Annotated in this window: 12 protein-coding genes; 6 read left to right on the top strand and 6 right to left on the bottom strand. The window is 41.1% G+C overall.

Annotated elements, in window-relative coordinates; translation table 11 throughout:
* Positions 1-52 precede the first annotated feature (52 nt).
* On the top strand, positions 53-1,822 hold the full coding sequence (locus tag NHH15_RS06575; RefSeq protein WP_262065864.1) for an oleate hydratase: 1,770 nt from the start codon (positions 53-55) through the stop codon (positions 1,820-1,822).
* Between the two features lie 62 nt (positions 1,823-1,884).
* On the opposite strand, the gene NHH15_RS06580 is transcribed toward NHH15_RS06575, so the two are convergent.
* Positions 1,885-3,045, bottom strand: a complete 1,161-nt coding sequence (locus tag NHH15_RS06580; protein WP_262065865.1) for an AAA family ATPase — start codon at positions 3,043-3,045, stop codon at positions 1,885-1,887.
* Between the two features lie 205 nt (positions 3,046-3,250).
* On the opposite strand from NHH15_RS06580, the gene NHH15_RS06585 reads away from it, so the two are divergent.
* The 4 genes from NHH15_RS06585 (at position 3,251) to NHH15_RS06600 (ending at position 7,345) form a co-directional block, all read left to right on the top strand.
* Complete coding sequence (locus NHH15_RS06585) at positions 3,251-4,114, top strand: AraC family transcriptional regulator (protein WP_262065866.1); 864 nt, start codon at positions 3,251-3,253, stop codon at positions 4,112-4,114.
* A 139-nt stretch (positions 4,115-4,253) separates the two neighbouring features.
* Positions 4,254-5,336 (top strand): Gfo/Idh/MocA family protein, encoded by a 1,083-nt coding sequence (locus tag NHH15_RS06590; RefSeq protein WP_262065867.1) that lies wholly within the window; start codon positions 4,254-4,256, stop codon positions 5,334-5,336.
* A 13-nt stretch (positions 5,337-5,349) separates the two neighbouring features.
* Positions 5,350-6,318 (top strand): sugar phosphate isomerase/epimerase family protein, encoded by a 969-nt coding sequence (locus tag NHH15_RS06595; protein ID WP_262065868.1) that lies wholly within the window; start codon positions 5,350-5,352, stop codon positions 6,316-6,318.
* 1 nt (position 6,319) lies between these two features.
* Positions 6,320-7,345, top strand: a complete 1,026-nt coding sequence (locus NHH15_RS06600) for a Gfo/Idh/MocA family protein (RefSeq protein WP_262065869.1) — start codon at positions 6,320-6,322, stop codon at positions 7,343-7,345.
* Positions 7,346-7,383: 38 nt separating this feature from the next.
* Here the strand turns inward: NHH15_RS06600 and trsS are convergent, their stop codons facing one another.
* From trsS to NHH15_RS06625, 5 genes are read right to left on the bottom strand one after another with little or no spacing between them, the layout of a single operon-like run.
* On the bottom strand, positions 7,384-9,345 hold the full coding sequence (gene trsS / locus NHH15_RS06605) for a radical SAM (seleno)protein TrsS (RefSeq protein ID WP_262065870.1): 1,962 nt from the start codon (positions 9,343-9,345) through the stop codon (positions 7,384-7,386).
* Entirely contained in the window at positions 9,326-9,739 is a 414-nt protein-coding gene (locus NHH15_RS06610; protein WP_262065871.1) for a DVU_1555 family C-GCAxxG-C-C protein, read from the bottom strand. Before NHH15_RS06610 ends, trsS begins: the two co-directional genes overlap by 20 nt.
* A gap of 13 nt (positions 9,740-9,752) precedes the next feature.
* Positions 9,753-9,962 carry a DVU_1557 family redox protein gene (locus NHH15_RS06615; protein ID WP_262065872.1) on the bottom strand — a complete coding sequence of 70 codons (210 nt, stop codon included), beginning with the start codon at positions 9,960-9,962 and terminating at the stop codon, positions 9,753-9,755.
* A gap of 2 nt (positions 9,963-9,964) precedes the next feature.
* Entirely contained in the window at positions 9,965-12,226 is a 2,262-nt protein-coding gene (locus NHH15_RS06620; RefSeq protein ID WP_262065873.1) for a pyridine nucleotide-disulfide oxidoreductase/dicluster-binding protein, read from the bottom strand.
* Positions 12,227-12,240: 14 nt separating this feature from the next.
* Complete coding sequence (locus NHH15_RS06625) at positions 12,241-14,979, bottom strand: molybdopterin-dependent aldehyde oxidoreductase (protein ID WP_262065874.1); 2,739 nt, start codon at positions 14,977-14,979, stop codon at positions 12,241-12,243.
* A gap of 78 nt (positions 14,980-15,057) precedes the next feature.
* Between NHH15_RS06625 and NHH15_RS06630 the strand changes: the two genes are divergently transcribed.
* Positions 15,058-15,438 (top strand): hypothetical protein, encoded by a 381-nt coding sequence (locus NHH15_RS06630; RefSeq protein ID WP_262065875.1) that lies wholly within the window; start codon positions 15,058-15,060, stop codon positions 15,436-15,438.
* Positions 15,439-15,476 lie beyond the last annotated feature (38 nt).

Raw genomic sequence — 15,476 nt, forward strand, 5'->3', positions numbered from 1 at the left:
CACATTTCCAGGACTATTCTATATACATAAACAAACGATTGGAGGAATTAAAATGTATTATAGTAATGGTAATTACGAAGCTTTCGCAAAACCGAAAAAACCTGAAAATGTTGATAAAAAATCCGCCTATTTAGTAGGTGGTGGCTTAGCCTCACTTGCTGCTGCCGCTTTTCTTCTTCGAGATGGACAACTGAAAGGGGAAAACATCCATATTTTCGAACAGTTAGATATTCCTGGAGGCGGTTTGGATGGACTCTACGATGATGGAAGAGGTTTTATCATACGTGGCGGCAGAGAAATGGAGAATCATTTCGAATGCCTATGGGATTTGTTCCGCTCTATTCCTTCTCTTGAGGTGGAAAATGCTTCTGTTTTAGATGAATTTTACTGGCTTAATAAGGAAGATCCAAACTTCTCTTTAGAGCGTGCCATTCAAAACCGCGGGGAGAGTGCCCATACCGATGGCAAGTTTACTCTTAGCGACACAGCATCTATGGAGATTATGAAGTTATTCTTCACTCCGGAAGAATCTCTTGCCAATATGAAAATCACGGATGTATTTTCAGAGGACTTTTTTCAGTCAAACTTCTGGCTTTATTGGCAGACCATGTTTGCTTTTGAACCTTGGCACAGTGCGATGGAGATGAGAAGATACATCGCAAGATTTATTCATCATATCGGAGGATTACCTGATTTTTCTGCTTTGAAATTTACGAAGTATAATCAGTATGAATCTCTGACTCTTCCTTTAATTGAGTATCTCCAGTCAAAGGGAGTGGATGTTCAGTATGGCATCACTGTAGACAATGTTCTATTTGATATTTCAACGGATAAAAAAGTGGCCAAGAAGATTTTATATACAAAGAATAAAGAAGCCGATACCATCGACCTTTCCGAAAATGACCTCGTTTTCATCACCAATGGAAGTAACACCGAAAGTTCTTCTTTAGGTGACCAAAATACAAAAGCCGAACTTAGTACAGACCTTGGGGGCAGCTGGAATCTTTGGAAAAATATCGCTCCACAAGATCCCGCTTTCGGCAATCCTGATGTATTCTGTGGAGATATCCCTAAGAGTAACTGGGAATCTGCTACGATTACCACTTTAGACATGCGCATCCCACCTTACATCGAGAAAATCTGTAAAAGAGATCCCTTTAGCGGAAAGGTTGTGACTGGTGGAATCGTAACAATCAAAGACTCCAAGTGGCTTATGAGTTTTACCCTGAATCGCCAGCCACACTTTAAAAAGCAACCGAAAGACCAACTCACCGTTTGGATATATTCTCTCTATTGTGATGTCCCAGGGGATTATATTAAGAAACCTATGAAAGACTGTACCGGTGTGGAAATTACCGAAGAATGGCTGTATCACCTTGGTGTTCCGGAAAATGAAATTGAGGATATGGCAAAGAATAGTGCCAACAGCGTCCCTTGCATGATGCCCTTTGTTACCTCTTACTTTATGCCAAGAAAACCTGGGGATCGCCCACTCGTTGTACCAAAAGGCAGTGTCAATGCCGCTTTTATCGGTAACTTCGCGGAGACCCCTCGCGATACAGTATTCACAACGGAATATTCTGTTCGTACTGCTATGGAAGCGGTCTATACCTTACTCGATATTGACCGCGGCGTGCCGGAGGTCTTTGGTTCTGCTTATGATGTGCGGGTACTTCTGGACTCTACCCATAAAATGATGGATGGCAAGAAACTTACCGATATTAAGCTGCCTCTCGGTGCTAAGATGGTTGAGCATGAAGCGCTTAAGAAAATGAATGGAACGATGATTATGAAGATGTTGCAAGAAAATGGATTGATTTAATTTGAAAATATAGAGGGTACTCTTACAAAACAGGAGTACCCTCTATATTTTATATCATCCATTTATTCTCCTCCCAAATGATTTATAAAATATTTTCTTAAACCCATATAGGCCTCATATGATGGTGCAGTTCCTTGTAGAAAGTCACTTTGGTATGCATCGCTTTTTTTGATATCATTACGCTTTAGGACATCGGATAAATTTTCAACTGTAACTCCTCCTCTATTTCGTACGATATAAATACCATCATTCCGGTTAAACTCATCTAGTAATTCAGCATAATGTGTCGAAAACAACAGAGTTGCTCCATTTTTATTAACTTTCCGATTGTTAAAAAAACGTATAAGAGTAAAAACGATTTCTGTATTAAAGTGGTTTTCTAATTCATCAATAATCAAATATCCTCCCTCTCTCAATATATCGGCCACATTCATAAATACGCTGATTCCCTTAATTGTTCCAGAAGACAAATAGTCATTGAGTTTCAGTGGACTATCTAATACTATCTCTTCTTTTTTATGAAATTTTAGCTTAATATCAAAATTCTTTTTGTCTCGAATCTCAAATCTTATATATTCTACACTGGGGTCAAGATATGTGATTAGTTCTTCTGGAAAATCCCCCGTTCTACTTATCAAATTCAGATTTGTCATCTGTAGCATATCTCTTGTATACACTTTGGTACTATATTTTTTATTAAAAGCAACAATAGTACTAACGTCATCCAATAAAAACTCCTCATTATTGTTGCGTTTCATAATAGTATCCATATTTTCAAAATCAAGTATTTTTTCTTTCGTTCTCACTTTACTTATATTTTTCGACCATATTGTTTCTTCTTCAATTTTATAATATGTTTTCTCTTCTCTTTGTTCAGACTTTATAATAGTCTTAAGTTTATAAATTTGCTCATTACAATAAAAGAATGTTTCAATCTCCGCTCCATCCTCTTCGATTCCCTCTAATATATGTTTTGAACTTATCCTGTTGATTGGCTCATTTCGAATCATTTCCAACACAAATGTAATTACTTTTAACACTGTTGTTTTTCCCGCTGCATTTACACCTATAAACGCAAGTGCATTGTTAATATATATATTCGAAAACAGATTGTACATATCATCTTTTTGTTCCGTTTCTACACGACGCTTTGCAAAAAAATCTATTTCCAAATCTTTTCCAAACAGAGGCAGCCCGCTTGCTTTTATCTTAAGTATTTTCATGTTCTTTTCTCCTTTATTTTCGCCATATTCGTTAATATATTATATATTATAACCCATTATTGTTTTTTCTGCGATTTATTTACACGTCTTTCGTGTTTATTTTCCAATCGCAATTGATTCGATTCTTGTGTCTGTAATATAAAAAGTTGCTTTTGCATTCACCAAATAGTATACTAGTCGCAATTAAAACGATGGGAGAACTTGTATGAGTAAATACTTAGAAATTCCTGAATTCGATCAAGACATTTCTTTTCGCACATTTTTACACGACGGTATGGCAATCACCTACCCGCATGTTCATAAAGAAATTGAGATTATATATATCTTAAAAGGGCGATTAAATATTGGTGTAAGGGATGAAATCATCGAACTACAAAAAGGCGAAGTTTACTTTTTTTCAAGTGGTGAACCGCACTTTTTTCTCGCATCTCCCGGAAGCGAGCGCTACGTATGGCAATTCGATTTAAAAATCTTTAACGAAACTCTTTTAGGGGGAAATTTGGAGAGCCTTTTTGAGCTCTTTGAAAAGAGTGAACCTTGTAGCCGCAGCTGGCCTAAAGACTTTACCGAAAAGTTCATTCATTTGCTAATGGATGCCTATTACACTTTAGAAGAGAAAAAGAAAGGTTATAACTATTACCTCACCGGTCTTCTCAATCAAGTAGTTGGCTTGATGTATCAGCAGATACCAGAAAGAGTAACAAAGATTGGGCAGAAAAACTCAAGTGAAATGAAATACAAAGAAACCTTAGATCAACTCAACGTTATCTTCGATTTTGTCGAGAAGCACTACGATGAGCCTCTAACTCTTGATGAGGTTTCTTCCAAAATCGGGTTTAACCCCCATTATTTCACGCGTTTTTTTAAGAAGAATACCGGACAAACCTTTATGCAATTTCTCACCGAATATCGAATTATTCAATCCAAGTTTATCTTGGCAAACGAGAAACTACCCATGGTTGATGTGGCCGAAAGAGCCGGCTTTTCCAGTGTGAAAACTTTCCATCACGTCTTTAAAAATCACGTAGGTATCTCTCCCTTAAAATACAGTAAAAAAATGAAAAAGTAAGAGTAGATTCGTAATGAGTCTACTCTTTTTTTGCATGTCAATATCCGGGAATATTAGATGCTGAAATGGGAAGAAATCCTTCTATCTACAAGATATAATGTGCTCATAACAAGGAAAATGAATTTTAGGAGGATATAAAATGACGTTAAAAATTGGGATAATTGGCTGTGGCGGAATTGCCAATGGAAAACACATGCCTGCACTAAAAGAAGTAGCAGAAGCAAAGATGATATCGTTTTGTGACACAATTCCCGAAAGGGCTCAGAAAGCAAAAGAAGAATTTGGAGCGGAGGACGCGACTGTATACACAGATTTCAAAGAAATGCTCGAACAGGAAGATTTGGATTTGGTACACGTATGTACCCCCAATGACTCCCACAGCTTTATCTCTGTATCTGCGATGGAATCCGGTTGCCACGTTATGTGTGAAAAACCCATGGCAAAAACCTCCGCGCAGGCTCTAAAAATGATAGAAGCAAGCAAACGCACCGGTATGAAACTAACCATTGGTTATCAAAATCGTTTTCGTACCGATTCCCGCTACCTTCATCAAGTGTGTGAAGAAGGTGCTTTGGGAGATATTTATTTTGCAAAGGCTCATGCAATACGTCGCAGAGCTGTTCCAACGTGGGGTGTATTTTTAAACGAAGAGGCACAAGGTGGCGGTCCCCTTATTGATATCGGTACCCATGCTCTTGATTTGACTTTATGGATGATGAATAATTACAAGCCCAAATACGTCGTCGGAAATACGTACCACGAGCTTTCGAAAACCCCAAACGCCGCCAACGCCTGGGGTCCATGGGATCCTGAGAAATTTACCGTTGAGGACTCTGCTTTTGGTTATATCGTTATGGAAAACGGCGCAAGCATTTTCCTCGAATCCAGCTGGGCATTAAATAGCTTGGGTGTAAAAGAGGCCAAAACAACTCTTATGGGAAATAAAGGTGGCGCCGATATGAATAACGGTCTCACCATAAACGGCGAAGATCACAGCCTTTTATATGAAAAGCAAATCGAACTTCAAACCGGAGGTGTTGACTTCTATGATGGGGAAGGAGATAAACCAGAGGTATTGGAGGCTCAGTCCTTTATCAATGCCATCTTAAATGACACCGAACCCGTCGTAAAGCCGGAAGAGGCTTACGTTGTAACACGAATCTTAGAAGCAATTTACGAATCATCAAAAACTGGAAAACCAGTACAATTTGAGCACAAATAAGGAGGAAAGAAAAATGAAATTAGGCGTATTTACACCACTATTTAACAACTTGTCTTTTGAAGAAATGATTGATACGGTTGCAAAAAAAGGATTGGAAATGGTTGAAATCGGAACCGGTGGCTCTCCGGGAAATGCCCACCTAGACATCGACAAGCTCTTGGCATCTGGAGATGCCAGAAAAGAGTATTTAGCAAAATTGGCAGACAAAGGCTTAGAAATCTCAGCTTTAAGCTGTCACAATAATCCGATCTCCCCGAATAAAAATGTAGCCGGCGAGGCAGACCAGCTCCTTCGAAAAACCATTAAACTGGCAAGCCTTATGAATATTCCTGTGGTAAATGGATTCTCCGGTGTTGCAGGTGGAAATGCTACCGATACACAAGTGAACTGGCCTATCCTTCCATGGCCTACCGAGTATACCGATAGCTATGAATATCAGTGGGAGAAAAAGCTCATTCCATACTGGAAAAACATCCATAAAGAAGCTGAATCTGCCGGCGTTAAAATCGGAATCGAATTACATGGTGGGTTCCTTGCACATACCCCCTATACCATGCTTCGTTTACGGGAAGCAACTGGAAATACAATTGGATGCAACCTGGACCCAAGCCACTTGTGGTGGCAGGGAATCGATCCTGTTGCCGCTGTAAAAATCCTCGGAGAAGCAGGTGCCATACATCATTTCCATGCAAAAGACACCTACCTGAATCAAGACAATATCAACCTATACGGTCTTACGGATATGCAGCCGTATAACAATGTAAAAACACGGGCATGGACCTTCCGTTCTGTTGGATGCGGTCATGACTTAAAGGCATGGTCCGATATAATCTCTGCCCTTCGTATTTACGGATATGACTACGTACTTAGCATCGAACACGAAGACCCTATTATGTCCATTGATGAAGGTTTAAACCGAGCGATTACGAATCTTCGTTCCATTATGATTAACGATTTACCAACGGAAATGTGGTGGGCTTAAGATGACGAAACTAAAGATCGCCGTAATTGGATATGGTGGTATGGGTTCTTACCATGCAAATACGATTTTAGCCAAAGAGAAAGATTTGTTTGAAGTGGTTGGCATCTATGATATTGATAGCAACAGGCAAGCTCATGCTATCCAAGATGGTCTGCCCGTTTATGAAAACCTGGAAGAGGTATTGAAGGATTCCAATGTAGATGCCCTGTTAATCGCCACTCCAAATGATTCTCATAAGGAACTGGCAATTAGAGGGATGGAAGCCGGAAAACACATTGTTTGCGAGAAGCCTGCTGTAATGAATCCGCAAGAGTTTCATGAAATTCAAAAGGTGATAGAGCGTACCGGCAGGACCTTTATGGTGCATCAGAACCGCCGCTGGGATCCGGACTTCCTAATTCTAAAAGAACTGTACGAGAATAAAGAAATTGGTGAGATCTTTCAAATCGAATCCCGGGTTCACGGAGCGAATGGCATCCCCGGAGATTGGCGTCATAAAAAGGAGCATGGCGGTGGTATGCTGTTAGACTGGGGTGTCCATCTCTTTGATCAGCTCCTCTGGATGATTGATTCTCCCATCAAAAAGATAGAGACAGACCTTAGTTTTGTTCTTGGAAACGAGGTCGACGACGGATTTTTTTCTTACATTACTTTTGAAAATAATATGAAAGTTCTCGTGGAAGTGGGTACGACAAATTATACCAAGCTGGATCGCTGGTACATAAAAGGTACCAAAGGAACAGCAAAAATTTCAGACTGGGATCTTACCGGTGAAATGGTAGTTTCAAAAGAAACTCAAAGTGTTGTTCATCCCACACCGATAAAAGCAGGAGTCGGACTTACAAAAACCATGGCTCCACCCTCTGAGGAAGCTACCACCAAAAAGAAACTCCCCAAAGGTCACGAAATGAATCAAAGCTTCTATCAGAACTTCTACCATGTGGTGAAAAACGAGGAAGAACCTCTTGTCAAAAACGAAGAAGTGTTACACGTACTAACGCTAATGGACAATATCTTAACACGATAAATAATAGCCTATACATGCTCTTATATGTATAGGCTATTTCAAACCCCTTCCTTTTCTGCCACCAAGAGGTAATATCCCGGCTTTTCCACCTTCATAAATTCACATAAACTGCATTTCTTACACTCCTTACATTCCTTTGCAGCAAACTCTTCCAAGGAACCATATTTTAGAATCAACTTGATTGTTAGGTCTCTCAGCAGCGCCGTATGATCCTCAAATTCCTGTATGCAAAATCCGGCACTTTTAATCTGATCTTGTATGGGAGAATTTATTCTACTGTAAACATCCGTTAATACAAGTTTCCCCTTTTCTTTCAACAGGGCATTCACACTTTTTAACACTTCCTTAGTATCCTCCATATGAGATAATGTACATTCCATAAAAATCACATCATACTTCTTCTCTTTTACAAGGATGGATTCCAGACTTCCTACTTCAATCGGCAAATCCGGAGTACGTTTTTTTCCAGATACTATCATTTCTACCGCTGTATCAATCCCTTCTGCCAGGGCTCCATAGCTTTTCCTTAGAAACTCCACGCTCTCTCCACTTCCACATCCAATATCAAGTATCCTCATCCCCTCTTTTATTCCACAAATTTGAGCGCCTCTGTCGGTAAGCTCCAATCCCCCAATCCGAATCGGTCCTCCGGTTATAGATTTCAGCGCCTTACACGGTGTCTCTTTTCCTCTATAAAGGGAAGTTCCATTTTGTGCCGTTAAATTATAGGCACAAAAAGGTACCAACTTCCCCTCCTCACTGACAATATTAATGTAGCACCGCTCTAATCTTTCCAAATCTACCGTCCACACATCCTGAAAGGCCATAGCTGAAATTGCCAGTGTGTGATTTTGCCGCTCTTCCAAAAATTGATCCAGTGCATCCAAATCAAAGGATTTCCCCAGCTCCTTTTTTACATCCTCTTCTATGCTCCACTTATTTGCTACTGCTTCCCTTGCCACATCACTACTGCAGCAACAGGACTGATCTGCCTTTCTCACAACCTCCCACACATCATTTTTAATGATATAATCTGCGTTTATGGAGCAAAGAGGATGCTCTGCCCTTCCAAATGAAAAGTCCTCTGCCTTTGCCTTCCCTCCTGTCTGCTCCTGGATTCGGTTCAACAGTTCCGGCAAACTAATATGTGCTCTTGCATCCGGTTCTTCCTCATAGCGTCCAAAGTAACTCATAGGCTGAAAGTGAACCCCTTTGACCGTGGGCATATTAGTTACCGCAAAGTCTAAGACCTCTCCAATATGCTCTTCATTACAATCTCTCATCAAAGTGGGAACAAGAACCACCGATAGTCCTACCTCCTTACAATTTCTTATTGCCCCCTCTTTTTCTTTTATAACATCCCTTCCCCTTAGCTTTACCACGGCTTGGCTGTGGGGTGAATCATATTGCAAAAAAACAGTATTAAGACCTGCTGCCTTTAGCCTTCTCAGATATTCTCTGTCTGTTCCAATGCGAATACCGTTTGTGTTCAATTGAAAAAAAGTAAATCCCATCCTTTTTCCCATACGGATGATTTCATCCAAATCATCCCGCGTAGTCGGTTCTCCCCCAGAAAGCTGTATATTAAAGGGGCCACCCCTTTCCATCAGCATCTCATACCAGGATTTTATTTTTTCCATAGAAATAGGATTTTCATCCTCTTTTGCTGAAGCAAAGCAGATTGGACACCCTAAGTCACACGCACTGGTTACTTCAAAAAGAACACAACAAGTAGCCTGCTTATGATTCTTACACAGGCCACAATCGTAAGGACAGCCTTGATTGGCATCCATCATTGGTTTTTTCGGAGGTTGTGGTGCATGGAGGTTTCGTTTTTCTTGGAAATTCTCTACGCCCTTCCAAAACAAAACCTCATAAAATCCATGCTCCTTACATTCTTTTCGAAACCAAACCTCATCCCCCTTGCTTTCATAGGATGCATCAATTCTTTTTAAACATATCGGACATAAGCTCTTCGTTTTATGTAGGATCAATCCCATGTTCCTCCAATATCTCAAGACATTTCATGAAGGTTCTCTCAAGCAGTCCCGGACAGACCTTCATGATTTCTACCGAGTCAAAGCATACAATGTCTCTGCATTCTATACTTCCTTGTTCCATCTCAAACCATTCCACAAGCTCTTTTGCACATTGCTTATATTCAACCGGTTCCATCTCCCCATCTGCTCTTTCAAAATAAGATGACAGCATACACACTCCCCCGGTTAATGTTCCACAAGTTCTCTGTACAAACATGCCCCCGCCAAGAGCACCAAGAGCCCGTATCGTAAAGGGCTCCTCTTTCTCCCGTAAATCCAGGGAAAGCTGCATCATAATCTGGCTGCAATGATAACCCTTTTGAATTAATTCCATAATACGCTCGCTTAACTCCATTCGTCACCCCTCCTTACTTATCTTCTAAGGATTTCTCAACGTGAAGCATACGACCTCTTGCCAAGGCTTCTGGAATATAAACCATTCCACATTTTGGACAGGCAGGTAAGCCAACCGGAAATGCCGAATCCATATAGCTAAGGGTTACCGATCTTGTTTCCAAGGGAAGATCACATTTTCCACAAAGAAGCTTTACTTCTTCATCGTATTGATAATCTGCCATTTCTACCTTCCTTTCGTAATGGAATCGTCTAAAATAAAATCCATCCTGTGACTGTATGCATTATAGATATGATAGCCGCCTGATTCTACTAAATACTCTACCCAAAAGGTGACATTTCCCGGTCTATGGTATGCTGTGAAATGTCCATTCTCCGGGTCGATTAACCGCTCTTTCGTCTTTTCTGCATGTTTAATGACTGCAACAATATCACTATGAAGAATATGCGTTTTCTCTAATTTTCTCTCCAGCTCTTCGTCTATAATCAGATTATATTTCTCTTGCTCCTTTACCTCAACCTCCCATAACTCCCTTAAAATCTCTCTCTTTAAAGTCTCCCGATTCTCCCGTCTTTCACTCCAGGTAGGAGAACAATGACGTATTTTATCTGTCTTTCCATAAAACACCTCCAATATATGCCATGATTCCCTTCCCTTTTTCAAGAATCGGTCTCTGCAATTGACACAGTAGGTAAGAATGGGCAGCTCTTCCTCTCCGCTAAGTTGTTCTAAAGAGACTTCTGTAATATGATCTGCCACATCCTCGTCTGCAATTGACGCCAAACCTCCATAGCCACAACACGGACTCTCTTCTTGCAAGTCATCTCTTCCCGTAATCTCCAATTGGCAATTGTTCGCTAATTGAAGAACGCTTTCCTTCATCTCTCCATCATAACGGGCTCCACAGGCATGATGCAAGACCATTCTTTTCTTCTCTTGCTCCTTTGACTGACACTCTTTTAGTATTTCAAAAAGACTTTCTACTTCCATTCCATATTCTTTTTTAAATGTTTCATTACAAGTTGGACAAGCCGTAAGAATTTTCGGTTTTCCAAGCTCTTCCCATCCCCTCACCACTTGGCTTTTTACCTTTTCAAACACCTCTTTATCTCCAGCCCACTTTCCCAAAATCCCACAGCATGAAAGAAATAAACCCACCCCTTCTGGAATCCTTCCACATAAGTCTTGATAGATTGCTTTCACCAAATCCGGTTCCGATGCGGTAAGCTGGCATCCCGGAAAAAACAGAACTTTTGAAGAATCAAATCCTGCCTGATGCTTCACCAAAAAATGGGACTCTGACATACTGTGCTCCATGTCTAAAAGCCCAAATTCAAAAGCCGATGGCGGCATTTTCTTCGTCTCCACCATCTTCTCTCTGGCTGCCAGAAAAACCTTACTCATATCCAGTCCATTGGGACAAATAGCCTCACATTGTCTGCAAAGTGCACAGGTATTAATCATTTTATTTGCATGATGTGTCCCCATAGCAATTGACAGATTGTTATATACCTCTCTAACGTACTGCCTGGGATTCTTGCCATACTCCTGTAAAAATCCGCATTTTTCTACGCACATCTCGCATTTGCATTGAATACATCTTTGCGCTTCTTCTATCACCTCGTCTTTTGGATGTTCCACGGAAAGATTCTTTTGATTGGTCAAAAGAGAGGTTCTATAACTGCCCTCTTTTTCTCTTCCCACCTCAAGATTCACCCCTTGAAACAATCGATCCAAAGTAGCCCCACTGTATCTTCCATCAAACATCTCATAGACGATTCCATTCCTGGGCCGCAGCCCTATTTTACATTCTCTTGGAACAATCATTTTATAATCTTCAAATAGTCCTTTTATAGAAGAGGTGGCAATATAGACTCCATCAACCTCCTCTAATAGCGCTGGAACATTCTTGATCTCCGCACCGTATTCTATTTTTACTTTTAAATCCCTTAGAATTGTTTGATCCCTTTCGAATACTTCCAAGGGTAGTTGTTCTGGAATCAGCTCCCACAGCTTTCCACCTAGTACATTGGATTTTTCATAGATGATTACCGAATACCCTTTTCGTGCTAAATCGTGGGCAGCGCTCATCCCTCGAACCCCACCTCCGATAATTGCAACTTTTTTATTCTTTCTTTGAAGAAAGACCGGAGCCTTTCTTGGTTTTCCAACTGTTTCTGCCAGTTTCCGCTCTAATTTATCCACATCAACTGCCCCTCCATAATCCTTTCTGATACAGGATTTTTTGCAGGGGGCATTACAAGTGTAAGCAAGTATAAGAGGAAACGGTACTTGCTTTTGATAAATCTTAAAAGCACTTTGAAAATCTCCCTCTCCCATTAACCGGCACATCCCCCTTGCATCAACATGCAAGGGGCACATTGCCGTACAGGCTGCAGGCTCTTCCGCGGTACAAAGTGCTTCCAGCTGATGTAGTACTTCCTGACTGGTTATGTTTTCAGAATGAATCGAGTCAAATTTCGTCATAGGTATACCACCTTTTATCGATCTGCTAAAGCCTCCAGTACTTTCTCCGGTCTTGCAGGAACCGCTGTTATTCTTGCTCCGCAGGCATTATAAATTGCATTAAGAATTGCCGGATGAGGTGCTGATAATGGTGCTTCTCCAACTCCTGATGCACCGTATGGTCCACTTTCTCTTGGAGTCTCCACATATTCAATCGTGAAATTATCCGGTACATCTTTGATATATGGGAGTCCACATCCTGCTAATGTTGTATGTTTTTCCAGATCTTCGAAATCCTCTGTCAAAGCAAGTCCAATCCCTTGTGCTATACCTCCATATATTTGACCATCCGTCGTTGCTCTGTTAATAACCGTTCCAATATCTGCCACTGTATGGAAACTGATTACTCGTACCTTGCCGGTCTTCGTATCTACTTCTACCTCCGGCAGGAATAGTTCGTACATATAGTTTGAAAACGGTGCACCTTGAGCTGTTTCCATATCGCAATTGCTGCACATACTTGCTGCCCACTTTCCATCATAGTGGGTTGGAATTCCCTTTTCTGTCATTTCTTCGTATGTATAATATCCTCCATCTCCTTTATCCATTGCTTTTAGAAGAAGCTCTGCCCCTACACGAATGGCATTTCCCGTCACAACGTTGGAACGGCTTCCTCCAGCCGGACCTGAATTTGGAGTCTTTGCCATGTCATTCATAATCAACTGAATATCCTCTGGCTTAATCCCTGCCTTTCGCAGCGTTTCATGAGCCATTGTCAAAGCCCCTAAATCGGCTCCTTGTCCATGGTCTTCCCAACTAGATCCAACTAGAATCTTATTATTCGGTAACAGCTCTACAAACGCTTCAGATGAATCTACACCATCTAAGCCACATCCATAAATACCTAAACTCAAGCCAACTCCATATTTTAAGTCTGTACTTTCTTCATTCTTTTTCTTACAACGCTCTACTGCTTCATAGTATTTTGGCTTAATCTTATCCATCATCTCCGGCAGACTAAATACCTCTGGAACCTGCCCTGTAATATTCGTACATCCCGGACGATACACGTTCTTGTAACGGAATTCAAATGGATCCATACCACAGGCTTCTGCCGCAATGTCAATCAAAACCTCACTGGATGTAGAAATCTCAGGTGCTCCATATCCACGGAAGGCCGAACCCCATGCATGGTTCGTGCATACCGTAAGATTTTCCGTGTGAATACTCGGAATATCATAACCTGCACAATGGTATTGAGCCAGCCTTAAGGTTAGTAAATCACCAAACTCTGAGTACGCACCGTGATCTAAGATATTTTTCCCTCGGAGACCGAGAATCTTTCCACTTTCATCCATTGCCAGCTCCATATGTGCAAAGGTAGGGCTTCTCTTTCCAGTATACGTAATCATCTGATACATATCATAGACCAAGCTTACCGGACGATTGTCACAGGCAAGACAGGCAACTCCGAGTAATCCTTCCATTGTAGGACTGAACTTGTATCCAAAGGTTCCACCTGCAGGATTCTGAATAATCCGAAGCTTCTCCATTGGAACTCCAATCCCTTCGGCAACCATTGCCGCATGGAGATGGATTCCAATTGATTTTGAGTGAATTGCAAGACGCCCTTCCTCATCAATATAAGCTTGTCCACAGTCTGGTTCTAATGGAAGATGGGGCTGACGACTGCTGTAACCATCCACTTCTGCGACCGTTGCTGCATTCTCAAAAATAGCATCGATTTTTTGGAACTCTCCCTTTTTATTATCAATCTGGAAATACACGTTTGGCGTGCCCGGATGAATCTCTATTGCATCATCTGCCATGGCATCAAGAGCATTCATGTACGCTGGTAATGGTTCAATGTCTACTACAACTGTTGCTGCCGCTGCCCTTGCCTGCTCCGGTGTATCGGCCGCAACCATGGCAATAACATCACCAAATTGAAATACCTTTTCATCACATAAAATAGGACGATCCCATCCATCACCTTTGTTTGATGGGTATGTGATTAATCCATTGATACGATTTTTCCCTTTTACATCCTTATGGGTAATGACCTTATAAACTCCTGGCATTTTTTCTGCTTCACTAAAATCAATTCCCTTAATGAGTCCATGGGAGACTTTTGCCTGAACCAATCCCAGATGCAGACTGCCTGGAGGCATTCCTAAGGCAATATCGCCACCGAAGTTCCAGGTTCCCGTTACTTTCGCCACCCCTGATGGACGATGATAGTAAGTTCCCGTTATCTTATTGTCTGTTGGTTTAAAGAGCAAATCCTCTTTTTTCATTTCTCCACGCATCACTTTTGCAGCATCCATAACAGCATTTACAAGTGGTTTATATCCTGTACAACGACAGGCATTGCGATTCTTTTGGAACCATTCTCTAACTTCTTCTCTTGTAGGAGAATCATTCTCTCTTAATAGCTGCAAAGAACTCATAATAAAGCCAGGGCTGCAAAATCCACACTGAGCACAGCCATGAGCCATCCATGCAACCTGAAGAGGGTGAAGATCCTCTGGTGTACCGATTCCTTCAATTGTTTCAACCCGGGTGTTATCTGGTATGTTTTTCATCTTTCTTGTACAGGCCCGAACCACTTTTCCGTCCATAATAATCGAGCAAGCACCACATTGCCCATTTCCACATCCAACCTTACATCCTGTGAGATGCATCTGAGCCCTGAGAACATCCGAAAGAACGCTTTCTCCATCTGCAATAACCGTCTGAGCTATTCCATTAACAATTAGTACCCGTTTGTCCATACTTAACCTCCTTTTAATCAATTTTATGTTATACTAAAACAATAACTACGAAAGAGATAACATGTCGAGGTGAATATCATGAACGAAAAACAATTCATAAAAAACCTGGCAGAAAACATCGTGGAAAAACTCAAGACTTCTGCCACAAATACAGAGGAACAAGGGAAACTTACCCGGGAATTATTTGATGAGGTTACAAACATACTTCTAAAAGATCAACCAGATGTTACCCATCTTTCTGCCCCCAACGGAGTCATTGAAATCATTGATACTAAAAATAAGCATCTTTATCGCCGCTATCTTGAACTGGCTTACGACGAAACCGGTAATGGTCTTCGGCTGCTGGGAGACGATATCGGAGGCAACCCTGTTCAAATTGTATTTCTAAGCAACTCTGCCCTTGAGCAGTTGAATGATTTACATGGCGCTGGACCGGATAATCCCAGGTGTGACCACTAGTTCCTTGTTAATTGTCTGAAATCTCTTTAGTTATTTTT

It is taken from the genome of Aequitasia blattaphilus (assembly GCF_024721305.1).
Lineage (GTDB): Bacteria > Bacillota > Clostridia > Lachnospirales > Lachnospiraceae > Aequitasia > Aequitasia blattaphila.